General features: G+C 32.6%; 19 protein-coding genes. 15 read left to right on the forward strand and 4 right to left on the reverse strand.

What is annotated here, in order from left to right:
- Nucleotides 1-133: 133 nt before the first annotated feature.
- Nucleotides 134-829, forward strand: a complete 696-nt coding sequence (locus EQ921_RS01765) for a DUF421 domain-containing protein (protein ID WP_128330333.1) — start codon at nucleotides 134-136, stop codon at nucleotides 827-829.
- Nucleotides 830-831: 2 nt separating this feature from the next.
- On the opposite strand, the gene EQ921_RS01770 is transcribed toward EQ921_RS01765, so the two are convergent.
- Genes EQ921_RS01770 through EQ921_RS01780 form a run of 3 tightly spaced genes read right to left on the reverse strand, consistent with a single transcriptional unit; the run spans nucleotide 832 to nucleotide 2,919 of the window.
- Nucleotides 832-1,440, reverse strand: a complete 609-nt coding sequence (locus EQ921_RS01770; protein ID WP_128330334.1) for a fumarylacetoacetate hydrolase family protein — start codon at nucleotides 1,438-1,440, stop codon at nucleotides 832-834.
- The gene (locus EQ921_RS01775) at nucleotides 1,437-2,201 is read right to left on the reverse strand and encodes a 3'-5' exonuclease (protein ID WP_128330335.1); all 765 of its coding nucleotides are present in this window, start codon (nucleotides 2,199-2,201) and stop codon (nucleotides 1,437-1,439) included. The genes EQ921_RS01770 and EQ921_RS01775 overlap by 4 nt, the downstream gene beginning before the upstream one ends.
- Nucleotides 2,182-2,919, reverse strand: a complete 738-nt coding sequence (locus tag EQ921_RS01780; protein ID WP_128330336.1) for a phosphatidylcholine/phosphatidylserine synthase — start codon at nucleotides 2,917-2,919, stop codon at nucleotides 2,182-2,184. Before EQ921_RS01780 ends, EQ921_RS01775 begins: the two co-directional genes overlap by 20 nt.
- 138 nt (nucleotides 2,920-3,057) lie before the next feature.
- Here EQ921_RS01780 and EQ921_RS01785 point away from each other — a divergent pair, with 138 nt between their 5' ends.
- The 12 genes from EQ921_RS01785 (at nucleotide 3,058) to recA (ending at nucleotide 19,384) form a co-directional block, all read left to right on the forward strand.
- Nucleotides 3,058-4,170 carry a PorV/PorQ family protein gene (locus EQ921_RS01785; protein WP_255424413.1) on the forward strand — a complete coding sequence of 371 codons (1,113 nt, stop codon included), beginning with the start codon at nucleotides 3,058-3,060 and terminating at the stop codon, nucleotides 4,168-4,170.
- 201 nt (nucleotides 4,171-4,371) lie between these two features.
- Complete coding sequence (gene rimP, locus EQ921_RS01790) at nucleotides 4,372-4,839, forward strand: ribosome assembly cofactor RimP (protein WP_128150619.1); 468 nt, start codon at nucleotides 4,372-4,374, stop codon at nucleotides 4,837-4,839.
- A gap of 10 nt (nucleotides 4,840-4,849) precedes the next feature.
- Nucleotides 4,850-6,085 carry a transcription termination factor NusA gene (nusA, locus tag EQ921_RS01795; protein WP_128150621.1) on the forward strand — a complete coding sequence of 412 codons (1,236 nt, stop codon included), beginning with the start codon at nucleotides 4,850-4,852 and terminating at the stop codon, nucleotides 6,083-6,085.
- 63 nt (nucleotides 6,086-6,148) lie between these two features.
- Nucleotides 6,149-9,028 carry a translation initiation factor IF-2 gene (gene infB / locus EQ921_RS01800; RefSeq protein WP_128330337.1) on the forward strand — a complete coding sequence of 960 codons (2,880 nt, stop codon included), beginning with the start codon at nucleotides 6,149-6,151 and terminating at the stop codon, nucleotides 9,026-9,028.
- 137 nt (nucleotides 9,029-9,165) lie between these two features.
- A complete protein-coding gene (locus EQ921_RS01805) occupies nucleotides 9,166-11,160 on the forward strand; it encodes a S8 family serine peptidase (protein WP_128330338.1) in 1,995 nt (664 codons plus the stop codon).
- 407 nt (nucleotides 11,161-11,567) lie between these two features.
- Nucleotides 11,568-13,508: a S8 family serine peptidase gene (locus tag EQ921_RS01810; RefSeq protein WP_128330339.1), complete on the forward strand. Its 1,941-nt coding sequence runs from the start codon at nucleotides 11,568-11,570 to the stop codon at nucleotides 13,506-13,508.
- A gap of 98 nt (nucleotides 13,509-13,606) precedes the next feature.
- The gene (locus tag EQ921_RS01815; RefSeq protein WP_128330340.1) at nucleotides 13,607-15,556 is read left to right on the forward strand and encodes a putative porin; all 1,950 of its coding nucleotides are present in this window, start codon (nucleotides 13,607-13,609) and stop codon (nucleotides 15,554-15,556) included.
- Between the two features lie 39 nt (nucleotides 15,557-15,595).
- Nucleotides 15,596-16,000, forward strand: a complete 405-nt coding sequence (locus EQ921_RS01820) for a thioesterase family protein (RefSeq protein ID WP_128150631.1) — start codon at nucleotides 15,596-15,598, stop codon at nucleotides 15,998-16,000.
- Between the two features lie 7 nt (nucleotides 16,001-16,007).
- Nucleotides 16,008-16,721 carry a nucleotidyltransferase family protein gene (locus EQ921_RS01825; RefSeq protein ID WP_128330341.1) on the forward strand — a complete coding sequence of 238 codons (714 nt, stop codon included), beginning with the start codon at nucleotides 16,008-16,010 and terminating at the stop codon, nucleotides 16,719-16,721.
- A 48-nt stretch (nucleotides 16,722-16,769) separates the two neighbouring features.
- Nucleotides 16,770-17,690, forward strand: a complete 921-nt coding sequence (locus EQ921_RS01830) for a GYDIA family GHMP kinase (protein WP_128330342.1) — start codon at nucleotides 16,770-16,772, stop codon at nucleotides 17,688-17,690.
- A gap of 211 nt (nucleotides 17,691-17,901) precedes the next feature.
- Nucleotides 17,902-18,360, forward strand: a complete 459-nt coding sequence (gene bcp, locus EQ921_RS01835) for a thioredoxin-dependent thiol peroxidase (protein WP_128150637.1) — start codon at nucleotides 17,902-17,904, stop codon at nucleotides 18,358-18,360.
- A 7-nt stretch (nucleotides 18,361-18,367) separates the two neighbouring features.
- Complete coding sequence (gene recA, locus EQ921_RS01840; RefSeq protein WP_128150639.1) at nucleotides 18,368-19,384, forward strand: recombinase RecA; 1,017 nt, start codon at nucleotides 18,368-18,370, stop codon at nucleotides 19,382-19,384.
- Nucleotides 19,385-19,470: 86 nt separating this feature from the next.
- On the opposite strand, the gene EQ921_RS01845 is transcribed toward recA, so the two are convergent.
- Nucleotides 19,471-20,547, reverse strand: a complete 1,077-nt coding sequence (locus EQ921_RS01845; RefSeq protein WP_128330343.1) for a tyrosine-protein phosphatase — start codon at nucleotides 20,545-20,547, stop codon at nucleotides 19,471-19,473.
- A 293-nt stretch (nucleotides 20,548-20,840) separates the two neighbouring features.
- Between EQ921_RS01845 and EQ921_RS01850 the strand changes: the two genes are divergently transcribed.
- Both EQ921_RS01850 and gltB read left to right on the forward strand, forming a co-directional pair.
- Complete coding sequence (locus EQ921_RS01850) at nucleotides 20,841-21,944, forward strand: FUSC family protein (protein WP_128330344.1); 1,104 nt, start codon at nucleotides 20,841-20,843, stop codon at nucleotides 21,942-21,944.
- 476 nt (nucleotides 21,945-22,420) lie between these two features.
- Nucleotides 22,421-26,923, forward strand: a complete 4,503-nt coding sequence (gene gltB / locus EQ921_RS01855; RefSeq protein WP_128330345.1) for a glutamate synthase large subunit — start codon at nucleotides 22,421-22,423, stop codon at nucleotides 26,921-26,923.
- Nucleotides 26,924-26,929: the final 6 nt, after the last annotated feature.

The raw sequence follows: 26,929 nt of genomic DNA on the forward strand, positions 1-26,929 counted from the left end.
TAAAGACTTTTGGCTCATTTTTTATAATCTGTTTAATTAAAAACGTATAGTCAATTAAATGAGCTAAGAAAAATTAGACAATTTGTAAGATAAAATTTATAATTTTGTATTCAACACTAATTTACATAAGGTAATGGATTTAAAAAATGCTTTTTTCGGTAGTTTTAATTTGGTTGACAACATTTTTATTGGAATAAAACTTGTTGTAGCATTTATAGCTGTTTTAGTTTACATTAAGCTTATAGGGCGAACAATCTTAAACCAGGTATCAGGTATAGACCTTATTCAGAATATTGTTTTAGGAGGTCTCGTCGGAGGGATATTATACAATCCGGGTATTTCAATATTAGAGTTTGGGATAGTCTTATTGATATGGACCATAATTATATATTTTATTGCTTTTTTTTCGAAAAAATATAGCCGTTTAAGAGGATTGATTGAAGGGCCTATTATTCCCTTGGTACTTAAAGGAAAACTCAATGTTGAAGGATTTAAAAAAGCAAAAATGGATATTATGACCTATGCAAACGTTTTGAAAAATGATGGAATCTATGATATATCTAAAGTGTATTTTGCACAAATGGAGCAAGATGGGTCGATTACAGCTTTTACAGATGATTATGACAAATACGCAGTTTTATTAGTTATAGAAGGAGAAATTAATCATGTTTATCTGGAAGGAATAGATAAAACGGAAGACTGGCTTAAGGGAGAGCTTAAAAAAGAAGGATATGAAGACTTATCCGAAATTTTTTTAGCACAGTGGTCGCCTGAAAAATTTTTTATTGTTCCAAAAAGCCAGGATCATAAGATAAAGATAAATAAATAAACTTATCTGATAGCTATCTCAAAAAATTTCTCATTTTCAATAAAACCTTCCAAAATGTCATTTTCTTTTACAGCTGAAACACCAGAAGGAGTTCCGGTAAAAATAATATCTCCGGTTTTTAATGTAAAAAACTGGGATATATAAGAAACGAGCGTATTAAAAGGAAAAAGCATATCGGAAGATTTTCCTTGCTGTTGAATATTTCCGTTTTTTAATAAAGAAAAGTTAACATTATCTAGATTGACTTTATCTTTAGTGACAAAATCCCCAATTAAGGCTGAATGATCAAATGCTTTAGATATTTCCCAAGGAAGACCTTTATCCTTAAGTTTATCCTGTAAGTCGCGAGCAGTAAAATCAATTCCAAGGCCTATTTCGGAGTAATAATTTTCAGCGAATTCAGGTTGAATATACTTTCCTGTTTTACATATTTTCAGCAATAATTCGACTTCATGCTGTAAATTATCACTAAATTCAGGAATATAAAAATCTTCACCCGGTCTAAGTATTGCTGTGTCCGGTTTCAAAAATAATACAGGTTCTTTAGGAATGTCATTATTAAGCTCCTTAGCATGATTGCTATAGTTTCTTCCCACACATATAATTTTCATAATACACTTTTTAATTTAGTTCTTGTAAATATTTTTTTTGAATATAAAGGAAAATCAGCATGCATTAACCAAGAATAATAACCTTGATCAGATTTAAAAATTTCTTTTAATTTTTTCCCTTTGTGTTTTCCAAAATTAAAAATCTCATCGCCCTCTTTATCCAGGCCTACAAAACCGGCTAAATCAGCATTTTTATTCTGAGTGGTAAACTCATGCAGAAACTTCATGTCATTTTCAACAGCATCGTATTTTTCTACTTGAGCCTTTAAAACCTCATAAGTAGCTAAGGTATCAGCAGAAGCGGAATGAGCATTTTCAAGATCAGAATCACAATAAAACTTATACGCAGCAGCTAAAGTTCTGGGTTCCATTTTGTGAAAAATAACCTGTACATCAATAGGACGATGTTTTTTAATATCAAATTCAAAATCATTTCGTAATAGTTCTTCAGCAAGTAGAGGAATATCAAAACGATTAGAATTATATCCAGCCAGATCAGAATCTTTAATCATTTCCAATATCTGAGGAGCTATTTCTTTAAATATTGGAGCATTTTCAACATCCTTATCATAAATACCATGTATAAGAGATGATTCTTTAGGAATGGGTATCTGGGGATTGACTTTCCATGTTTTACTTTCTTTGGACTGATTGGGATTGACCTTTAAAATACTTATTTCAACTATTCGGTCTTTACTGACATTAATTCCGGTAGTTTCCAGATCAAAAAAGCAGATTGATTTATGTAGTTTTAGTTCCATTAGATATTATTTTTTTTCTGAATAAGATTGATATGATTATATATAGTAATACTATAATTGGGATTGCTGAAATTTGAAGTAATAGTAATAAAACAAGACATAGAATGATAAATGAAAAAACAAGCGAATTATCTTTCAATTTCAAACTCTTAAATTTTAATGCTAACAGAGGAAGATTAGCAACAAGAATATAGGAACTTAAAATTGTGAGAAAAAAAAGAATCAGACTATTATTCCAGAATACAGTTGAATTTTTTTCGATAATCCAATAAATAGCAAAGATAAAAATAGTATTAGCAGGAGTAGGCAACCCTTTAAAATAATAGCTTTGTTCTTCATCAAGATTGAATTTTGCCAGACGTAAAGCCGAAAATAATGTGATTAACAGCCCAAAAAAAGGAAATATAGAATGAGCCGTAAGTGTAAATGATTGAGAAAGAAAACTATTCAAAATTAAATTACCACCTAGCAATTTAAACATTAATATACCTGGTAATAAGCCAAAGGTAACCATGTCAGCAAGACTATCCAATTCTTTACCTAAAGGACCGGAAGCCCGTACAGCTCTAGCAACAAAACCATCAAAAAAATCAAAAACCAGAGAAGCAATAAGTAAATACAAAATATGTGAGGTAGGAGCATTAATTATTGCAAAAATACAAGCGATACTTCCACAAAATAAATTTGCAAGAGTAAGTATATTGGGGAGATGTTTCATTTACTTCGAGGAAAAAATTTAGTTACAAATCTATGAATTTTAAATATAATTTTTTGCCATTTACGGAATATAGTTGTGGTAATAAAAACATAATTCGTACGTTTATAAAATTAAAATTATTTTTGCAAAAACTATTTTTTGAAAAGGAAACAAACAAATACAATTAAATTACTACTATTAGTAATAATTAGTTTTATAATTAATTTGCCAATTAAAGCGCAATCATTCAGGAAATACTCTAATGAATTTTTAAATATTGGAGCCGATGCAAGAGCTTTTGGTATGGGTAATAATGTGGTTGCTAATGTTTCAGATGTAAATTCCGTTTACTGGAATCCGGCGGGTCTTACTCAAGTTACTGATTCATGGCAGGCAGCTCTTATGCATGCAGAATATTTTCAATCTATTGCAAAATATGAATATGCAGCTGTTGCTATACCTTTAAATGGAGGTTCAGAAGGAACGGTAGGGATTTCCTTATATCGTTTCGCAGTTGACGATATCATGAATACAACACAATTAATAGATAATCAGGGAAATATTGATTATAATAAAATAAGTCGTTTTTCAACTGCAGATTATGCATTAATGGGTTCATATGCAGGAAATCTTTTTAATGATCCTAACTTATCAGTAGGAGCCAATGCTAAAATTGTATACAGACATGTTGGTAAATTTGCAAATGCATTCGGATTTGGTTTAGATGCTGGTTTGCAATATAGAACAGAAGATAAGTTTTATTTTGGAGTAATGGTACGCGACATAACAACAACCTTTAATGTATGGTCGGTTAATGAGAAAGAATTAAATAAAATGGAACTAGATGGAGAGACTTTAAATGAAGCCCCTGAAGATAAGATAGAATTAACCATTCCTAAACTAAAATTAGGTGTGGCTAAAAAGTTGGGTATAAGCGAAAAAATCGGTTTTTTAGCAGAAGCAAATTTAAATTTTGAATTTTCTAAAACAAACGATTTGGTATCTTCAGATGTTGTAAGTATGTCGCCATCTTTAGGGGTTGAGTTTGATTATGATAATACCGTGTTTCTTAGAGCGGGCTTTACAAATATGCAGCATGAAATGCAATATGATGGAACAAAAAAAATCACAATGCAGCCCAATGCAGGAATCGGATTTAAATACAGAGGAGTTACGGTTGACTATGCCTTAACTAACATAGGGAATGCATCTGTGGCGCTCTATTCAAATATTTTTTCAGTTAAAATTGATATAGCTGAGTTTCACAGATAAAATAAGTTACTAATTCTCTTATTCTAAGGCGTGTAATATTTTAAAAATTAAAAAAAAAGTATTATATTTGCAAAGTTTTGGGACTTAAAAAAATGAAAAGCCTAATTTACAAAGGGCTTTTTTTTGTACTTACAGTTTAAGTTTTTTCTTGCTAACATTCTGTTTGTTAATAAAATAAGTTCTTTTGCATGAAAGTAAAATATGAAATTAAAGGATAAAGTAGATACATTATTAAATGATTTTTTACAGACAAGAACAGATTTATTTTTGATTTCCTGTAAAGTTTCTCCATTAAATCAGATTGAGATTATTATAGACGGTGATGAAGGTGTTTCCGTACAGGATTGTTTAGATTGTAGTCGTGCAGTAGAAAATAATTTAGACAGAGAGGAAGAAGATTTTGAATTGTCAGTATATTCTGCGGGGATTTCAAATCCGTTGGAGCTTCCAAGGCAATATCACAAAAATGTAGGAAGAGATTTAAAAATAACAAAAGTGGATGGTGTAGAGGTTGAAGGGGTGTTAACCGAATCTACGGAAGAATATGTAGTTTTAGAATGGAAAGAAAGAAGGCCTAAACAAATAGGTAAAGGCAAAGAAACAGTTGAATTAAAAGAACAAATACCCTATAACGATATAAAGAAAGCAATAATCATTATTAAATTTTAAATGAGGATCAATGGATAGTATAGAATTAATCGAGTCATTTGCTGATTTTAAAGACGAAAAAAATATAGATAGAATCACTTTAATGGCCATCGTGGAAGAATCGATGAAGACTGTATTGAGAAAAAGATATGGTTCAGATGAACACTTCGATGTTATTGTTAATCCGGATAAAGGAGATTTAGAAATATATTTAAACAGAAAAATTGTTGAAGATGAAATGTCTGAAGATGATTTGCTGGAGATGGAAATTAGTGAAGCAAAGAAAATAGATCCGAGTTTTGAAGTAGGGGAAGAATATACTCAGAAAATAGAATTGAATGAGTTAGGAAGAAGAAATATTTTAGCATTCAAACAAGTTTTGAATACTAAGATTGCTGAATATGACAACTCAAATTTATATGAAAAATTCAAATCTATTGAAGGAGATATTGTAAGTGGTGAAATACATCATATCAGACATAAGCAAGTAATTCTTATGGATGAAGAACAAAATGATATGATATTACCCAAAGAAAATCAAATTCCTTCAGACTTTTTCAGAAAAGGAGAAACAGTTCGTGCAGTTGTAGAAGAAGTAGGTCTAAAAGGCGGGAAACCTCAGATTATACTTTCACGTACTTCCCCGAAATTTTTAGAAAAACTTTTTGAATTTGAAATTCCTGAAATTTACGATGGGTTAATTACCATCAAAAAAACAGTACGTATCCCGGGAGAAAAAGCAAAAGTAGCCGTAGAATCATACGATGACAGAATTGATCCGGTAGGTGCTTGTGTAGGAATGAAAGGTTCTAGAATTCATTCAATAGTCAGAGAATTAAGAAATGAAAACATTGACGTTATTAATTATACCAATAACCAACAATTGTTCATTCAAAGAGCATTAAGTCCTGCAAAAGTTTCTTCAATGGAAGTAAATGAGGAAACAAAACATGCTATTGTTTTTTTAAGGCCTGAAGAGGTGTCAAAAGCGATTGGAAAAGGAGGTCAGAACATTAAGTTAGCCAGCTGGTTAACGGGGTATGAAATCGATGTTAGAAGAGACGAGCCAGAAGAAGAAGATATAGAGTTGACAGAATTTACTGATGAAATTGATTCATGGATTATTGAAGAGTTTAAAAAAGTAGGACTGGATACAGCTAGATCAGTATTGGAAAAAGATGTAGATGATCTATTGGAACTTACGGACTTGGAAGAAGAAACCGTTCTGGACATTATCCGTATTTTAAAAGAAGAATTTGAAGAGTAATAGTGTATTACTATCAATAAATTACCATATTTGTAAATAAAAAGAATAACAACAAAATATTATATGTCGGGTATTCGATTAAGTAAAGTATTAAAAGACCTTAACATCTCTCTTGACAGAGCTGCGGAATATTTGCATTCCCAAAATGTTGAGATAGAGAAGAACCCTAACGTTAAGTTAGATCAAGGGGCGTATAAACTATTAGTTACTGAATTTTCAGAAGATAAACTAAAAAAAGATGCGTCTTTAGATGTGGTCATTAACAAAATTCCAGAAAAAAAGAAAGAAGAAAAACCGATTCAGCAAGAGGTTATTAAAGCAAAAGCAGAAGAGATATCTAAACCTAAAACTTTAGGAAAGATAGACTTAAATGCTCAAAAACCTAAAATTAATACACCTCAAAAAGAAGAAGAAAAAGTTGAAGCGCCTAAGCAAGATCTAGTTACTGAGAAAAAAGAAGAAATAACTATAGGTGCAAAAACATCAGGAATTAAAATTATAGGAAAAATGTCAGCAGAAGATTTGCAAAGATCTAAGGAGCCGACACATCCTGTAAAGAGGGTTAAAGAAAAAGAGAAGACAAAAGATGATCAACCGGTGAAACAGGAAGTTCAGCCAGTTGTTAAAGCAGAACAAACGCCACCTGCACAACCAGCTCCTAAAATGGATAAAGTTGTTGAGAAAAAACAGGAAGAGCCTGACGAACCAGAAAGAATTACGACTCAGTACCAAAAACTTGATGGGCCTAAAATGACGGGACAAAAAATTGATTTATCTCAATTTGAGCGCCCTAAGAAGACCAATACAAACAAAGATAGCAATGCGGAAAAGAAAAAAAGAAAGCGTATTGTTAAAGATTCAAAGGTAGACGTAAATCAGGTAGCGAAAACTATCAATGGTGATAAAAAACCTGCGGGTAACCAGCAAGGACAAAATAATAACAGGAACTTCAAAAAAGGTGGGAATAACACCGGTGGTAATAGAAGATTTACAGGAGGAGGTAATAACAACCGTAACGTAAGACCTGTTGAATTAACTGACGAACAAGTTAAAAATCAAATAAAAGAAACTCTTGAAAAGCTTACTTCCAAAGGAGGGAAATCTAAGAGTTCTAAATTTAGAAGAGATAAAAGGATTCAGAGAAGAGAACAAGAAGCAGAACAATTTGAATTAGAAAGCAGAGATAACACTATTAAAGTGACCGAGTTCATTACAGTAAATGAATTAGCCAGCTTAATGAATGTATCTCCTACAGAAATTATATCTGCTTGTTTCTCATTAGGAGTCATGGTTACCATGAATCAACGTTTAGATGCTGATACCATGGTTCTGGTAGCTGACGAATTTGGATATAAGATCGAATTTACAGATTCTGAGGTTGATGACTCAGCGATAGAAGACGTTAAAGATGATGAAAAAGATTTAATCCACAGAGCCCCTATTGTTACTGTAATGGGTCACGTGGATCACGGAAAGACTTCTCTTTTGGATTATGTAAGAAAAGCGAATGTAATAGCCGGAGAATCCGGAGGAATCACTCAGCACATTGGAGCTTACAACGTTAAATTAAACAACGGACAGCAAATAACATTCTTAGATACGCCGGGTCACGAAGCCTTTACCGCAATGAGAGCAAGAGGAGCACAGGTTACGGATTTAGCTATTATTGTAGTAGCTGCTGACGATAACGTAATGCCTCAAACAAAAGAAGCTATCAGCCATGCTCAGGCTGCTGGAGTACCGATGATTTTTGCTATAAATAAAATAGATAAACCAAATTCAAATCCGGATAAGATCAAAGAGGAATTAGCTCAAATGAACTTATTGGTAGAAGACTGGGGGGGAACAATTCAGTCCCAGGAAATTTCAGCTAAATTTGGAAATAATGTCGATGTTTTACTAGAGAAAGTTTTATTAGAAGCAGAGATTTTAGATTTAAAAGCAAATCCTAACCGAATTGCAAATGGAGTAGTTATTGAAGCTGCTTTAGATAAAGGAAGGGGATATGTTTCCACAGTATTGGTTCAAAATGGAACTTTGAAAGTAGGTGATTATCTTTTAGCAGGTAAAAACCATGGAAAAGTAAGAGCTATGCTTGACGAAAGAGGAAGACCTATGAAAGAAGCAGGTCCTTCTGTACCGGTTACTATTTTGGGGCTGGATGGAGCGCCAACTGCCGGAGATAAATTCAGAGTTTTTGAAGATGAAAGAGAAGCTAAACAGATAGCTAATAAGAGAGAGCAGCTGATGAGAGAACAATCCATCAGAACTCAAAAACATATAACTCTAGATGAAATAGGTAGACGTATAGCTTTAGGAGACTTTAAAGAACTTAATATCATTCTTAAAGGAGACGTGGATGGTTCGGTAGAAGCCTTAACAGATTCTTTACAAAAACTATCAAATGATCAGATTCAAATCAATATCATTCATAAAGGGGTAGGACAGATTACAGAATCTGATGTATTGCTTGCTGCAGCTTCAGATGCTATCCTAATAGGATTTAATGTACGGCCAAACATGAGTGCTAAAGATTTAGCAGATAAAGAAGAAATTGAAATACGTACTTACTCGATTATTTATGATGCGATTAATGATGTGAAAGAAGCCATGGAAGGTATGCTTTCTCCTGAAATTAAAGAGCAGATTATGGGTAACGTCGAAATCAGAGAGGTTTTCAAAATATCTAAAGTCGGAACAATTGCAGGATGTATGGTTCTTGATGGTAAAATAACAAGAAATGCTAAAATCAGAATTATCAGAGAAGGCATTGTAGTTTATACCGGAGAGTTGGAAAGTCTTAAACGATTCAAAGATGATGTGAAAGAAGTAACTAAAGGATACGAGTGTGGTTTGAATGTCAAAAACTATAACGATATCCAGATAGGTGATTTATTAGAAGCGTTTGAGGAAGTAGAAGTCAAAAAGAAATTAAAAATTTAATTTTCATATAAAATAAAAAATAGCCGCTATACTTAGCGGCTATTTTTTTATAATAAAATTTATTATAGAGAAGATTAAAAAAGATATTCGGTTATTTATTACTTTTGTACTAAATAATCTATAAATGAGATGATTATATGAAAAGAAAACTATTAACTATCATATCGGTTTTTTCAGTGATTCTTCTTAGCGCTCAAACAACAGAACAGAAAAAGAAGATGACAAAATCTTACGATTATAATAAGATAGAAAAAGTTAAAAAGGAACTTATCTTACAAAATAATTTAAGACAGAAAACGCTAAATAATTATTTGAATAAATTTAAAGTTTTACCTTTTTCAAACGATGAAGCTCAGGGTAAACTGGCTGTTGGAATTAATCCGGATGGAAGCTTAGTTTATATTGGCACATTTAACGAAGGCTCGGCTAAAACTATAGGCGCAAGAAACGTTAATCTCAATCTGGGATTAAACGGAGAGGGTTTATACGCCGGGGTTTGGGATGAGGGATTAATTAGAAGAACTCATAATGATTTTGTTAAACAAGGAGGAGGTTCCAGAATTGAGCTGGGAACAGACAATATTACAACCTTAAGTAGTCACTCAACACATGTAGGAGGAACTATTGCAGCTGGAGGAGTATCCCCAGCAGTTTCCTTAAACTCGGTTCAATATCCAGCAGGTTATTCCAAAGGTATGGTATCAAAAGCGTTGATAAAATCATACGATTTTACTAATGATTTGTCCGAAATGATGGTTTTTGGAACTAATGGGTACTTGGTTTCCAATCATTCCTATGGGATAACTTTGATAGTCAATGGTAAACCTTATTATGGGGCAAATTGGTGGGGATTGGGAGCATATGACTATACCAGCTATAAAATAGATCAGATTGCTCATCTGAATAAATATTATCAGATGGTTTTTGCAGCCGGAAACGATAGAAACTATGGTTCTCAACTAAATACAGTAAATCCAGGATACGAATTGGTAACAACTTATGGAGTAGCAAAAAATGTTTTAACAGTGGCGGCTGTTTATGAACAACTTAATTATACCGGAGCTTCTAGTGTTACCATGTCAACCTTTAGTAACTACGGACCAACAGATGATAGTCGGATAAAACCAAATATTTCAGCCAAAGGAGTGTCTGTTTTTTCAACAAACTCAACCGGAGATTCAAATTATTATGTTAACCAAGGAACATCCATGGCAACACCTGCTATTACCGGATCTATTCTTCTTTTACAGGAACATTATAAAAATCTGAATTCTAAATTTATGCTTTCTGCTACAGTGAGAGGACTGATCCAACATACGGCCCGGGAAGCAGGTTCTTATGACGGTCCGGATTACTCTTTCGGCTGGGGATTGGCAGATATTGAAGCTGCTGCTTTAGCAATTACAAATAATACTCAAGGTTCACTCATAGAAGAAAATAAATTAGAAAGCCAGAAGACATATACTAAAAAAATTAAATCTTCCGGATCTACTCCTCTTCAGGTTTCAATTTCATGGACAGATCCTGAATTTACCTCCTATAATGGTGATATTTTAGGATATTCTAATGGAGGGGTTTCCATAGTAGGAGAAAAAGATCCTAGTGGAGCTAAATACCTGGTTAACGATATAGATGTTAAAGTAGATAAAATAGATAAAGACGGTAATGTTTTACAAACGTATTATCCATGGAGACTAAATGGTAAAGCTCCAGCAGAAGCAGCTAAAAATGATACAACCAATGACGTAGATAATTTTGAAAGAATAGACATTTCAAATCCAGATGGAGAGTATTTGGTAACAGTTTCACATAAAGGGAGTTTATCAGGTTCAGGACAAGAATATTCATTAATAATTACAGGACCTGATATGAAAACCTTAAATGCGGAAGATATAGATTTAAAAGAAATTACAACAAAAATATATCCAATACCGGCGAAAGATCAGGTGTATGTGGTGTTGAATCAAAAAGCAAAATATACTCTATTTGAGATGACAGGTAAAATACTTTCTTCAGGTAATTTTCTTCAGGGACAAAATACATTAAACATAACTAATCTCCCGCCGGGAACCTACTTAGTAAAGCTAGATTATGGTAATAAAATAGAAACAAAGAAAATAATAGTTCAGTAAATAAAATTAAAAAGCCGGTTTATCCGGCTTTTTTAATATAATAAAATCAAATAACAGTAATATTTCATTGTTAGTTTAGAAATAATAATTTGAGTATAAAATAAAAATTTAGATATATAGTATCTAAGAAAAAGCTCATTATAGCAATGTCGAGAAAAAAAATTATTTGAAGTGTGAAAAAAAAATAAGTTTGATATAAAAAAACCAAGTGCTTGAAGTATTTATAATTTGAAAAATCAATTTTAAAGATTTTTTAGCTTAAATAATATAAATTCGATTATGTAATTTGTATTTTTCTGATATAATAATAAGGTATATTATTCCTAAATGAAGAAAAAATAATCTTAATTAAGAGGTTTGTTATGAATTTTTTTATAATTTAGAGCATATTATAAATTAATGTGTATATGAAAAAAAATTTATTATTTGCTTTTTTAGCATTTTATAGTTTGGCTAATTCACAAACTATTGAAGAAAGAAAAAGAGTTATTGAGACCTACGACAAAGAGATGCAGGTTTCAGTCGAGAGGGTTATTAATACATTTGAAAATGAAAGAAAGAGTAAGATTGAATCGTATCTAATCCAAAATCCAGATGTTAAAAGACAATATGTTAAAGATGGGATAATCTATGGAATAGCTGAAATTTCTGAATTTGGAACACCAGTATTTAATCGTACATTTAATCAGGGAGCTGCACAAACTATTGGTGCTAATGCCTTACAATCTGGCGGGGAATTAGGTTTAGAAATTAATGGAGAAAATATGGTGGCAGGTATCTGGGATGGAGGAATAGCAATGCCTAATCATATTGAATTTTCAGGTAATAGATTAATTAAAAAAGATTCAGTAGCTAATCATTATCATGCAACACATGTGGCAGGTACAATAATGGCTCAGGGAATTGATACAAAAGCTAAAGGAATGGCATCATTGGCTAAAGCATATAGTTATCACTGGGATAATGATATTGCAGCCATGCAGATTTTTGCTTCTCAAGGATATATAGTCTCAAATCATTCATATGGTTTAGCCAGTATTCACAGTTCTGGTTATGTTTTACCTACCTATTATTATGGAGCTTATTTGGCTTCTACTTATAATGCAGACTTAGTAGCTTACTCTAATAAAAGTTATCAAATTGTAAAATCAGCAGGAAATGATTTAGATAACTGGAGTTATATAAATCCTCATAAAAAAGGATATGAATTGATTACCGCTCAAGGAGTTGCTAAGAATGTTTTAACCGTTGCAGCAGTAGAAAATGTTTCAAACTATACCGGTCCGTCTTCAGTAAAATTAGCTTATTTCAGTAGTCCCGGACCTACGGATGATGGAAGAATTAAACCGAACATAGCGAGTAAGGGGGTAGGAGTATACTCTACATATTTTGATGCTAATAATCCAACAGAGACAAATAAATATGCATCGATGAGTGGTACTTCTATGGCATCTCCAGGAATAACAGGAGGTGTTCTGCTTATACAACAATACTTTAACAGTTTAAACGGGAAATTTATGAAATCAGCTACAGTAAGAGGTCTTGTGCAACATACTGCAAAAGAAGCTGGTGATGCAGATGGACCCGATTACAAATATGGTTGGGGATTAGCCGATTTCAAGAAATCTGCTTTAACTATTTCCGGAAGTAAAACCGGAGAAGCTATTTTGGAAGAAAACATTTTAGAAAACGGAACTGATTATACAAAGGAATTTAATGTAAACGGTGATACAGAACCTTTGATCGTATCTATATCATGGACAGATTTGCCAGCAGCTAATTACAATAGTAAAAGAGCTACTGATCCGGATGATATATATTTAGTAAATGATTTGGATGTAAGAGTAATTGATCCTCAAGGTAATACATACTATCCTTGGAAATTGAATGGCAAAAATCCATCATTGGCAGCAACAAAAGGAGATAATTTGGTAGATAACTTTGAAAGAATAGATATCTTAAAGCCTGTTGCAGGAAAATATACAGTTAAAGTATCTCATAAAGGAGATTTAAAAGAATTAAATGCTGCTAATTCACAAGTTTCCGGTAATCAGGAGTATACGCTGCTGGTGACAGGGGCAAATATAAAGACGTTAGGAAATGAAGATATATCGACGACAGAATTTAAAACAAAAATATATCCTGTTCCTGCTCATGGGAATATAAATGTTTCTGTTAATCAAAAAGTAGATTTTACGATTTTTGATATGGCTGGAAAAATTATTTCGGTAGGAAACTTAACAGATGGCGAAAATAAAGTGGATATAACAGGATTAACTACCGGCGTGTACTTAATCAAATTAAATAACGGAACAAAAATAGAAACTAAGAAGATTATTGTTCAGTAAAAATTAACATTTTTTTATAAAAATTAACAAGCTTACATAAAAAGCCGGTCTTTGAGCCGGCTTTTTATTGTTATATTTGCATATTGTATCTCTTATAAATGACTAGAATAAAAATTTTTTTAATTTGTTTATTCGTAGGAAGTTTTTTATTTGCTCAGGTAAAAGAAAATGATAAAAAAAATCCACCGGAAACCAATATCAAATCAGGATCCGCAAACGATTCTGTAAAGATTTATAATCCAACTATACAGTCGTATAAATATTGGAAAGAAGAATCACCCAAAACTATTTTTGATACCGTTTTAACCATTGACAAGTACTACAAAAATAGAATGTACAATTTTAAAGATTACTTTGGAAGTATGCCTTTTTCAAATATTGGAGAAGCAGCCAATCAATTATTATATAGTACAAAAATTAATTCGTCCATAGATTTAATGCCAGCTGGAAAATCATCAAACATATTGGGAGTTGAAGACATACGATATTTTGATGTTCAGACACCTATGACCGAATTTCAGTATAACAATGGCTATAAACAAGGACATTCCTTATCCAGTTTATTTACACATAATATTAATTCACGTATCAACTACTCCATACAATATAAAGGGTTGAGATCTGAAGGGAAATATATGGATCAGCTTGCGTCCAGTAATACACTCCTATTTACAACCAATTATCATACAAAAAATAGAAGATACCAGTTATGGGGGCATTATATGGTTGCAAATGTAAATAACGAAGAAAATGCTGGAATTATGTATCCCGAAAATTTTGAAAATGGAGATTCTCGTTTTAAAAATCGTAACAGGATGGAAATGAATTTATCGGGGGCAAATTCCAAATATGAAAAACGAAGATTTTATATAGGACAGCAGTTAGGCCTTTTTTCATCTGGAGAAAATTTATACCCTGTGTCACTTAGAAATATTTTATCTTACGAAACTACTCATTATACGTACGGAGAAACCAGCACATTAAATACCTTTTTTGACACTCAGGATAATATGTTTGACGGAACTAATATCAAAGGACATTATAATTCAAAAAAACTAAGGAAATTTACCAATTTTACTTCGGCAACTTTTAACTGGACAGATAAATTGCTTTTTGAAGCCGGACTAAAATACGAACATTTGGAATTTAAGTTTGACAGGCCTGTAGATTCAAGCATTAATTATCCGCAGCATATTGAAGACAACAGAATAGGAGCAGCAGGTAACCTGACTTTCAATTGGAAAAAAGGAGTAATTTTGAAATCAAAAGCGGAAGCTTTAACAGGTGATACATTTAAAAACTCCTATTTTATTGATAACCATTTAGTAATTCAGCCGATTAAAAACTACTATTTGGATGCCAATTTGGGAATTAAATCACAAATTCCATCTCTGAATCTGCTTTATAATCAAAGTTTTTATAAAAAATTTAATTACTTTACGGAAAATCCATCAAATGAAAGAACTTTGCAAGCTGGTGGTACATTGCACCTAAAACCTTTTAATACCAGAATCAGGGCGCAGTTTTATGATTTAAATAAATATACCTACATAGATGAAAATGCACAGCCACAACAATCTGGTGCATCAGTAAATATTGTTCAAATAGGTTTACAAAACTCTTTTCAGTTTAAAAAATTTCATCTTGAAACTCATTTAGCGTATCAAAAAGTAACAAATAACAGCCAGATTTTGCCTTTACCGGAATTTGTAGGGAGAGCAACATTTTACTATCAATCCAAGGCATTTAAAAATCATGCAGAATATCAACTGGGCTTAAATGCCTATTATTTTTCAAAATTTAAATCCAGAATATTTTTTCCTGTTACCAATGAGTTTAGACTACAATCTTCCACAGAAAATTATAATATAGGAGAATATCCGGTATTTGATATTTTTTTACAGTTTAAAGTAAAAAGAATGATGATTATACTGGAAGGACAACATTTTAATTCCAGTCTCACCGGGTATGATTTCTATAGTACACCCTTAAATCCTTATACTGACTTCCGCTTAAATGTAGGAGTGCTTTGGTATATTTTTACATAATTAAAAATAAAATAAATCTGATTACATTAAAACAAACGAATGGATAATTCAATTTTTAAGATATCAATGAAAGTGAGGGATTACGAATGTGATGCCCAGGGAATAGTGAATAATGCAAATTACCAACACTATTACGAAGTTGCAAGACATGAATTTTTAGAAGAAAATAATTTGAACTTTTACGAACTTCATCAGCAGGGAACCGATTTAGTGTTGATAAGTATCCATGTGAAATACTTAGTTCCTTTACAAGGATCAAATAAATTCTTATGTACAGTAGATTCTTTGCAAAAAGAAGGAATAAGATATTTTTTTAATCAGAAAATAATTCGGGAATCAGATGGTAAAATATGTTCAGAAGCAAAAGCAGAAGTGGTAGCAGTAGTTAAAGGAAGAGTTAGTTTACCCACAGTTTTAGATCAGGCATTTTCAAAATATATATAATTAGATTATGAAGGCAATGATATTTGCCGCAGGTTTAGGGACTCGTTTAAAGCCTTTTACTGAAAACCACCCTAAAGCCTTGGCTATAGTTAATGGTAAGACATTACTTGAGCGTAATATTCAATATTTAAAATCTTTTGGGATTAATGATATAGTTATCAATATACATCATTTTGGCCAGCAGATTATAGATTTTTTAAAATACCATAACTATTTTGATTGTCAAATTGAAATATCAGATGAAAGAGAAGCAGTTTTAGAAACCGGAGGCGGCTTGAAGAAGGCAGAGCCATTCTTACAAGAAAATTCCTTCCTGTTAATGAACGTTGATATTTTAACAGACTTGGATCTTAATTCTATGATAAGGTTTCATGAGCAGTATCAGCCATTGGTAAGTTTGGCCGTTTCAGACAGAAATTCTTCACGGAAACTTTTTTTTTCAAATAATAGTCTTGTAGGATGGAGTAATTTAACCTCAGGAGATTCAGTCTTTAAAGATGGATTTTCTCTATCAGATACAGATGCTTTTGCATTTAGTGGTATTCATGTAGTAAATCCAAAACTCTTTAAATTGATGCAAGAAAGAGGTAAATATTCAATTATTAATACATACCTTGATATAATGGAAACCCAGAATATTTTAGGCTACAAACATTCTGCGCAGCTTATTGATGTTGGTAAACCGGAATCAATTCAAGAAGCAGAAAAATATTTTGCTTAACCATGAATTTTTATTATTTTAAACCTCTAAAAAGATAGAATACTAAATTTGGACTCAGTTAAAACTTTCAGAAGCAAAGGAAAAATATTATTAACAGCAGAATATACTGTACTGGATGGAGCATTAGCTCTAGCAGTTCCAACACAGCAAGGACAATCACTAAATGTACACTTTTCAAATCAGAAAAATAACAGAATTACATGGCTTGCCTATAAAAATAATGGTGAATTATGGTTTACTTGTATACTTGATGTGATTAAAAATCAAATTGTTAGTACTAATAAGCCAGAATTGGCAGCAACCCTGTTGCAGATATTTCACGAAGTACATGAGTTAGGCTCACCTATTTTCAATGAAGATTTTGGATATGAATGTGAAACCCAGTTAGAATTTCCAGAAGATTGGGGTTTAGGTTCAAGCTCAACATTAATCAATAATATAGCTAAATGGTCAAAAGTTAATCCATATCATCTGCTATCCAAAACTTTTGGAGGCAGTGGTTATGATATAGCCTGTGCTGATGCTGAAACGCCCATTACATATCAACTTATGAATGGTGAACCATTAGTAAAAGATGCATTTATATCCTCATCTATATCTGATAATTTAATTTTTGTACATCTAAATAAAAAACAAAATTCCAGAGAAGGAATCCAGCAGTATCGGAAAAAAGAAAAATCACAGGATTTAATTAGTACCATAACTCAAATCACAAAAGCTATAAACAAACCAAAATGTACTTTTAAAAAATTTTCAGAACTTATGGTTTTACATGAACAGTCCATCTCTGAATTTTTAGGAATACCTACAGTTAAAGAAGAAATATTCTCCGATTATCCCGGTTTCATTAAAAGTTTAGGAGCTTGGGGCGGAGACTTTGTTATGGCTGAAAATACAGAAAATTCCCAACAATACTTCAATCAGAAAGGATTTAAAACTACGAAAAGATACGATGAATTTCTGATTTGATTTTGTCGAAAAAATAAATTTTTTAACATTTATTCTGTTTAGCTGAATAATCGAATAGTATTACTAATTGGTTTGTAAACAAAATTTTATTATGTAAGTTGTTGTTTATTAAGGCGTTGATTGGGGTGTGTGTAAATTTGATACTTATAAATTGATACTTACATTATTTATAAATATCTTTACATATAACGAATGCTAAAGACCTTAAAATATGTTAACTATAGGAGATAAAATTCCCCAGTTTGAAGGGGTAGATCAGGAAGGAAAAACAATAACTTATCAGGAGTTTCAAGGCAAAAAATTAGTAGTGTATTTTTATCCAAAGGCTAATACGCCCGGGTGTACTGCTGAAGGATGTAGCCTAAGAGATAATTATCATGTATTGCAAGCAGAAGGATATTCTATTTTAGGTGTAAGTGCTGATACAATTCAAAAACAAAAACAATTTCATGATAAATACAATTTTCCATTTCCATTGATTGCAGATACCGATAAGAAAATTATCCAGGCATTTGGTGCTTGGGGAAAGAAAAAGTTTATGGGCAGAGAGTTTGATGGAATATTAAGATACACTTTTATAATTGATGAAAACGGAATAATAACTAACATAATAACTAAAGTAAAAACTAAAAATCACGCAGAACAAATCATTGAGCAAAATAAAAAATAAAATACAAATGGCAGAAAAAGAGTCAGCAAATAGTTCTGATGCTAAGAAAAAAGCATTGAATTTAATTCTGGATAAATTAGATAAAACTTACGGTAAAGGAGCTGTAATGAGAATGGGAGACAAACCGGTCGAAGAGGTAGATGTAATTCCTACCGGTTCTTTCGGATTAGATTTAGCACTGGGCGTGAATGGATATCCAAGAGGAAGGGTGATTGAAATATTTGGACCGGAATCTTCAGGTAAAACAACTTTGACATTGCATGCAATTGCAGAAGCTCAAAAAAAAGGTGGTATAGCAGCTTTTATTGATGCTGAACATGCTTTTGATCCTACCTATGCGCAAAAGTTAGGTATAAACCTAGATGATTTGATTATCTCGCAACCGGATGATGGGGAACAAGCTTTGGAAATAGCTGATAATTTAATACGTTCAGGGGCTATTGATATTGTTGTTGTCGATTCAGTCGCTGCACTTACACCCAGAGCAGAAATTGAAGGAGAAATGGGAGATTCCAAAATGGGGTTACATGCACGTCTAATGTCTCAGGCATTACGAAAACTTACCGGAACAATCAGCAAGACCAAGTGTACAGTTATATTTATTAACCAGCTGAGGGAAAAAATTGGTGTTATGTTTGGTAATCCTGAAACAACAACAGGAGGGAATGCACTTAAATTTTATGCTTCAGTTAGAATTGATATAAGAAAATCAGGTACACCAATTAAAGATGGAGAACATGCTATAGGTAGCCGTGTAAAAGTTAAGGTTGTTAAAAATAAAGTTGCTCCTCCGTTTCGTCAGGCAGAATTTGATGTTATGTATGGGGAAGGGATTTCAAAAGTAGGAGAAGTTTTAGATTTAGGTGTAGAGATGGGAATCGTTGGTAAATCTGGTTCTTGGTTCAGTTATCAGGATACCAAGCTAGGACAAGGTAGAGATGCTGTAAAACAATTACTAAAAGATAATGTTGAATTGTTAGAAGAAATCGAAGTCCAGATTAAAGAAAAATTAGCTGCCGGTTAATATTTTCATTCAGGATTATAAATTTTCAAAATAAAAAAGAGACAGGAAATATATTTCCTGCCTCTTTTTTGTTATAAATAGGTTTATTAATATAAATATAAGCTTTTCATAAGGTTTAAATCAACATTAAGCTGTTGAGTTAAATAATTTTCCACGCTTCCATATTCCTTTTCTATGGTAGAAAAAGCAGCCTCAATATATTCTTTTTGAACCGAATATAAGTAATACATACATTCAGCAGTAGCATTATCACCGTATTTAGCTTTCATTGATTCCATAGTTACTCCGGTTAAGGTATTTGTAAGAAGATAATCCTGAATAACAGTTTCTCTATCTACACCTAAAGATGATAAAAATAGAGCGGCAGCTAAACCAGCTCTGTCTTTGCCTGCCGTACAATGAAACATGATTGGTTTACTATCTTGATTTATTAAATGAGCAAAAAAAGTTTTATATTCATTTTGAAAATTTAAAACCAATATTTTATTAGCATCAACTAAAAATTGTTTAGAAGAGGCCACATCACCATTAGCAAGAACATCTGAAATATTTATTGAACTTAGATTTCCAGGTTCAATAGGTAATTGAATTTGTGTTTTTACACTGGTAGGAACCCTGTCCGGTTCGGAAGTTCTTTCACTCTCAGAGCGAAAATCAATAATAGTTTTTAAAGGAATAGTAGACAAATAGGAGAGATCATTACTTGTAAGTATATTACATTTACCGGACCTGAACACAGCACCCCATTTTACATATTTACCATCTCGGGTTTTATATCCCCCTAAATCACGAAAATTAGGTTGGCCTTCAATAGGTAACTGTCTGAGACCTAAAATGTTTCTTGAACCATCTTTCCATTCAAAGCAATAAAGTTTAAATGTTTGATTGTCAAGCAAATATTTACCTTCACTAGTTCCTTGTAAAAGAGGTATATCAAAATTAAAATTTGAATTATCGCCCTCATAAAGCTTCCAGTTTCCGTTGTTTAAAACGCTAAATTCACTTTTTTGAATTGATTTGTTTACAGTAATCGAAGCATATGTTGAGATATCTTTACCATTAATCAGGCTAGTATTGGTTGTAACAGTATCATCATTGCTACAAGATATAGCTTGTATAAATCCGATACATGCAATTCCTATCTTTAATAAATATTTTTTCATATAATAATTTTCGGCAAAAAAAGCATATAAATATTAAGAAATAGTTACTAATCAGATAAGAAGGAGTTAATTTTATCTTATATGGATTTTATCATTTGCGTTTGAATTTTTCTTATTTATTAAAAAAGATGCTGTTTGTTTGTATGAAAGCATTGACAGATTTAATTTTGTTTCATATAAGTTTTGTTAATCAGAAATGAGTAAAGTGTTGTGTACTATGTACAGGTTAATTAAGCACACTACATAGTAGGAGAATTAATTTTAATAATAAGAATATAATTTTAAGAGTTAAAATGGATATAAAAATAAGATCAGGTTTAAAAGAGAATTTGAAAAGTCTGATAGAATTTAAAAAAACTGAAAGAAAGTGGCATTTGCCGGTTTTGGCTGCATTTTGTGTGGGTGTACCTCTGTTATCGGGTCTTTTTATGAATCAGGTAGCCGATGGTATTTTAGCAAGTATATCTGGCTTAGTAGTTTTATATTTACCTCAAACCGCAATAGCCAATAGAATGACAACTCTGATGCTATGTTCGTTTGGATTTATAATTTCATTTTTCGTAGGGCTTATTTTTAGTTTCAATCCTTGGGTGGCATCCATTACGCTGGGTCTTTATGCTTCAGTAATGTATTGGATAACCAAATATTTTAGGTTAAAACCGCCAGGATATTTCTTTTTTATCCTAATAGCGTCTGTTTCAATATGCATGCCGTTTCAGCCATTTCAGATTTCTGCTAAATTAGGTATTATTACAATGGGAACCATTTCTACTTGTATGTTGGCTTTTATATACAGTTTAATAACCCTAAAAAAATACTCAGATCAGACAGAAATAATTATTGTCAATAAAAGTTCATATTCAAATATCACAGAATCAATAATAACAGGATTATTTATCGGGGCAGCACTAATGCTGGCTTATTGTTTAAAATTAAACAACCCCTACTGGGTACCGGTATCCTGTGCAGCAGTAATGCAGGGATCAACCAGTAAACATGTATGGCAGCGAAGCCTTCACAGAATAATAGGTACATTTATAGGTATTGGATTGGCTTCTGCTCTGTTAAGTACCCACATGTCGGCAATTACAATATGTATAAGTATAGTTATTTTACAATTTATTGTAGAAATGTTGGTTACCAGACATTATGGAGCTGCAATTATCTTTGTTACAGCTTTAACCATATTCATGGCTGAAGGTGGAAAAACAATTGATACACAACCGTCTGTGTCAATTTATGCCCGATTTCTGGATATAACTATTGGCAGTTGCATAGGTGCATTAGGGGGATGGTTTTTATATCATCAAAAACTACATAGAAATATGCATAAGCATCTTCGAAAAACAAAAATTCGACTTACTAACAGCTCAAAAAGAAAAAAAACTTATCCGTAATATACTTCAAATTGTATGTTAGGGAATTTAACCACCCTTATTTTATTTAGAAGCAGTCTAAATAAAATAAGGGTGGTTTATTTTTTTTTAATTATTTTATAGAAGTAGATCTGTTTTTAATAGGGGGTCATACTTTTTTTAATGAAAATAAAAAAAGAATGTTGAAATATTCTTAAAAAAAATCTCAAAAAATCTTTTAATTTGTTTTATATGGTATAAAATATTATTAATATATGATATTTACATAAAATAGTGTTATTTTTTTGCTTTTTGTTTAAAAAATATTCTTGATTTTTGATATATTTGCAGGTTGTTTGTTGGTAAATACTTTTAAATACAAATTCTGGAAATAAAATCAGCTAAATAAATGAAATATTTCAAGCTCTGAAATATAAATCAGTATTTAATGTATAGGCACGTCACAAATAAACAAGTAGAATAATCTTATACAAACTAAAATTATCTGAATTAATAATATGTGGAAAAAAGAAGTAATACAAAAAGGATTGTATAGCCCCGAATATGAGCATGATGCTTGTGGGGTAGGATTGATAGTTCACACTAAAGGTGTGCGTTCGCATTCAATTATTGAGAATGGGCTTCAGGTGCTGGAAAACATGACTCATAGAGGAGCAGAAAGTGCAGATAATAAAACAGGAGACGGTGCCGGTATCATGATGCAGATTCCTCATGAATTTGTTCTTCTTCAGGGTATTGCCGTTCCCGAAAAAGGGAGATACGGATCCGGACTGGTTTTCTTTCCTAAAGAAAAAAGCGAAGAGGAAAAAGCTAAAGCTATTTTAGAAGATTTAATAAATAAAGAAAAACTTACGTTTTTAGCGTTCAGAGATGTTCCCGTCAATAGTCATATACTTGGAGAAACATCAATAGAAACCGAGCCTATAATTAAACAAATTTTTATCTCAGGAGAAGATTTTTCACAAGAACAATTAGAACTAAAACTTTATTTGTTAAGAAAAAAATATGAAAAAGCAATATTAGAAGCAGATATAAAAGATAAAAGGAGTTGTTACATTGTCAGTCTGTCCACAAGAACAATTATTTACAAAGGAATGTTAACATCTTGTCAATTAAGGCAATATTTCCCTGATTTGTTACATCCCAACTTTACAAGCGCAATAGCATTGGTTCACTCAAGGTTTAGTACAAATACATTCCCTACCTGGGATTTAGCTCAGCCTTTTCGCCTAGTAGGACATAACGGTGAAATCAATACGATTAAAGGTAATCGTCTATGGATGGAGGCAAGAGAAAGCGTACTTAAATCCGAAAAAATCGGAGAAATAAAGGATATTTGGCCTATTGTACAACAAGGAATGAGTGATAGTGCATCCTTTGATAATGTATTAGAATTTCTGGTAATGTCTGGAAAATCTCTTCCTCACGCATTGGCAATGATGATTCCAGAATCATGGAACGATAAAAATCCTATTTCTTCAGATCTTAAAGCTTTTTACGAATATCATAGTATTTTAATGGAGCCATGGGATGGGCCTGCAACTATTTTATTTAGTGATGGTAGATATGCCGGCGGACTGCTCGATAGAAATGGATTACGTCCGGCAAGATATTTAATAACCCATAAAGATGTAATGGTTGTAGCGTCAGAAACAGGAGTATTACACTTTGATCCTTCTGAAATTAGAGAAAAAGGCCGGTTAAGACCTGGGAAAATGCTGATGGTAGATATTGAAGAAGGAACTATTAAATATGATAAAGAATTAAAAGAAAATTTAGCCAAAGCTTACCCATATAAAAGATGGCTAGGTAAAAACAGAATATCTCTAGATGGTATAAGTTCTGGAAGATCTGTTAAATATGAGTTGGATAATTTAGAAACAAAACTTTCCGCTTTCAGGTATTATAGAGAGGATATTGAAAAATTATTAATACCCATGGCTGTAGATGGGAAAGAACCTATTGGTTCTATGGGAAATGATACTCCTATAGCGGTTTTGTCAAAAGAACCCAACCAGTTATTCAATTATTTCAGACAGCATTTTGCACAGGTTACTAATCCTCCTATTGATCCTATAAGAGAGGAATTGGTAATGTCTTTGGCCGGGTATATAGGCTCATTACATAAAAATATTTTGGAGCCAATGCCGGAACATTGTAAAATGGTAGGATTGGCCTATCCTATAATTACGAATAAAGAGCTTGATTTACTTTTACATCTTGATTATAAAGGTTTTAAGTCTTCAGTTATTCCTATGACATTCTCGCCTGATGAGCATTCACCTACGAAAGGATTAGAGGAAGGATTAGATATAGTTTGTAAAAAAGTTGAAGAAGCTGTAGATGGTGGAAGTAATTACATTATTTTAAGTGATCGTACTGCAAGTCTGAAAGAAATAGCTATTCCTTCACTATTAGCAGTTTCAGCTGTACATCATTACCTGGTAAACAAAAGGAAAAGAATGCAGGTTGATTTGGTTATAGAATCTGCCGAACCCCGGGAAGTTATGCATTTTGCCTTGCTGTTTGGGTATGGCGCAAATGCAGTTAATCCCTATTTGTCATTTGCCGTTTTAGATAGTCTGGTGAAAAGAGGGGAAATTCAGATGATGTTTCCTACAGCGGAAAAAAATTATATGAAATCTATTCATAAAGGTCTTCTTAAAGTGCTTTCTAAAATGGGGATTTCAACCCTGAAAAGTTACATAGGTGCACAAGTATTTGAAGCTGTAGGAATTAATACAGGTGTATTGAGTACTTATTTTGGTAATACAGTCTCAAAAATCGAAGGAATTGATTTAGGAGATATTGCAGAAGATGCAATACAGGCATTTAATAAAGCATATAAAGAAAATTATAATTCTACATTTTATGAAAATTTAGGATTTTATTCTTGGAGAAAAGATAAAGAAGCGCATGCTTGGAATCCCGAGACCATAGCTAAACTACAGATTGCTACCAGAACTGGCGATTATAACAAATTTAAAGAGTTTACCCGTGAGGTCGATTATAAAACCAATAAAATATTTATTCGTGACTTTTTTGATTTCAAGTCCAATCAACCCGTAGATATAAGCGAAGTAGAACCGGCATCTTCCATAATGAAACGGTTTGTAACGGGGGCTATGTCCTTTGGCTCTATTAGCAAAGAAGCCCATGAAGCCATGGCGGTTGCTATGAATACAATTGGAGGAAAAAGTAATACAGGAGAAGGGGGAGAGCTGGCAGAACGTTTTGCTACAAATGCGCGCTCAGCTATCAAGCAGGTAGCTTCCGGACGTTTTGGAGTTACCACGGAATATTTGGTAAATGCAGATGAAATTCAAATTAAAGTTGCTCAGGGAGCAAAACCAGGAGAAGGAGGACAGTTACCGGGTTTTAAAGTGGATAATGTTATTGCTAAGACCAGACATTCCATACCGGGTATATCCCTAATATCTCCGCCACCCCATCACGATATATACTCTATTGAAGACTTAGCACAGTTAATTTATGATTTGAAAAATGTAAATCCCAGAGCTATAATAAGTGTTAAGTTAGTATCAGAAAGTGGAGTAGGAACCATTGCAGCAGGAGTAGCTAAAGCAAAAGCAGATTTAATTTTAATCAGTGGTTGCGACGGAGGTACCGGAGCCAGCCCTTTAAGTTCTATTAAACATGCAGGCTTACCATTAGAAATAGGTTTAGCAGAAGCTCAGCAGACTTTGGTACTTAATAACTTAAGAGGTAATATTCGATTACAGGCTGATGGACAGATTAAAACAGGGAAAGATATTTTAGTAGCGGCTATGCTAGGTGCTGAAGAATTTGGATTTGCTACAAGTGCCCTGATAATTTTAGGTTGTGTTATGATGAGAAAATGTCACTTAAATACCTGTCCGGTAGGGGTTGCTACACAAAATGAAGCACTAAGAGCCAAGTTTAAAGGGAAAAGTGACTATCTAATCAATTTCTTTAATTTCCTTGCGGAAGAAGTCCGGGAACATCTGGCTGCACTAGGATTTAAAAGATTGGAAGATGTTGTTGGACGAGCAGATCTTTTATATGCTAAAAAAGAAGGTATAAATACTCGTCAGGAAAAATTAGATTTTTCAAGAATACTTTACTATCCACAAGAGAATAAAAACTCAATACGTCAGGCAATACTTCAGGATCATAAAATTGATAAAGTATTAGACAGGGAACTTATAGAAATTTGTCATCCCGCAATTGATAAAGCCATGCCGGTTTCGCTTACCCATGCTATTAAAAATACGGATAGAACCGTAGGATCTATGCTTTCCGGTGAAATTGCCAGAAAATATGGCAACCAGGGCCTTCCGGAAAATACGATATGTTGTTCATTTAAAGGATCAGCAGGACAAAGTTTCGGAGCTTTTTTATCCAGAGGAGTTACATTTACATTAAAAGGAGATGCTAATGATTATTTAGGAAAAGGGCTTTCAGGAGGAAGAATTATATTATTACCCCCAGGTTCATCCAACTTCAGACCTGAAAGTAACATAATAGCTGGAAATACACTTTTATACGGAGCAACATCAGGAGAAGTTTACATAAACGGACAGGTGGGAGAAAGATTTTGTGTGAGAAACAGTGGAGCTATTGCAGTAGTTGAAGGTGCAGGAGATCATTGCTGTGAATATATGACCGGAGGTAGAACCGTAGTATTAGGTAAAACCGGAAGAAACTTTGCCGCTGGAATGAGTGGTGGAATCGCTTACGTATATGACATAGATGGTGATTTTGACTATTACTGTAACATGGAAATGGTGGAGCTGTCTTTAATTGAAGATTCGTCAGATAATCGGGAGCTACAAAATCTGATAACCACACATTATGAACATACTCAAAGTCCTATAGCCCGAAGAATTCTGGATAATTGGAACGAAGAGGTTAATCGCTTTATAAAAGTAATGCCGATTGAATACAAAAGGGTATTACAGGAAGAAAAGATGAAAGCAATTAATGAAAAAATTTCAAAAGTAGAATACGATTATTAAGATAAG

The organism is Apibacter sp. HY039, assembly GCF_004023655.1.
GTDB lineage: Bacteria > Bacteroidota > Bacteroidia > Flavobacteriales > Weeksellaceae > Apibacter > Apibacter raozihei.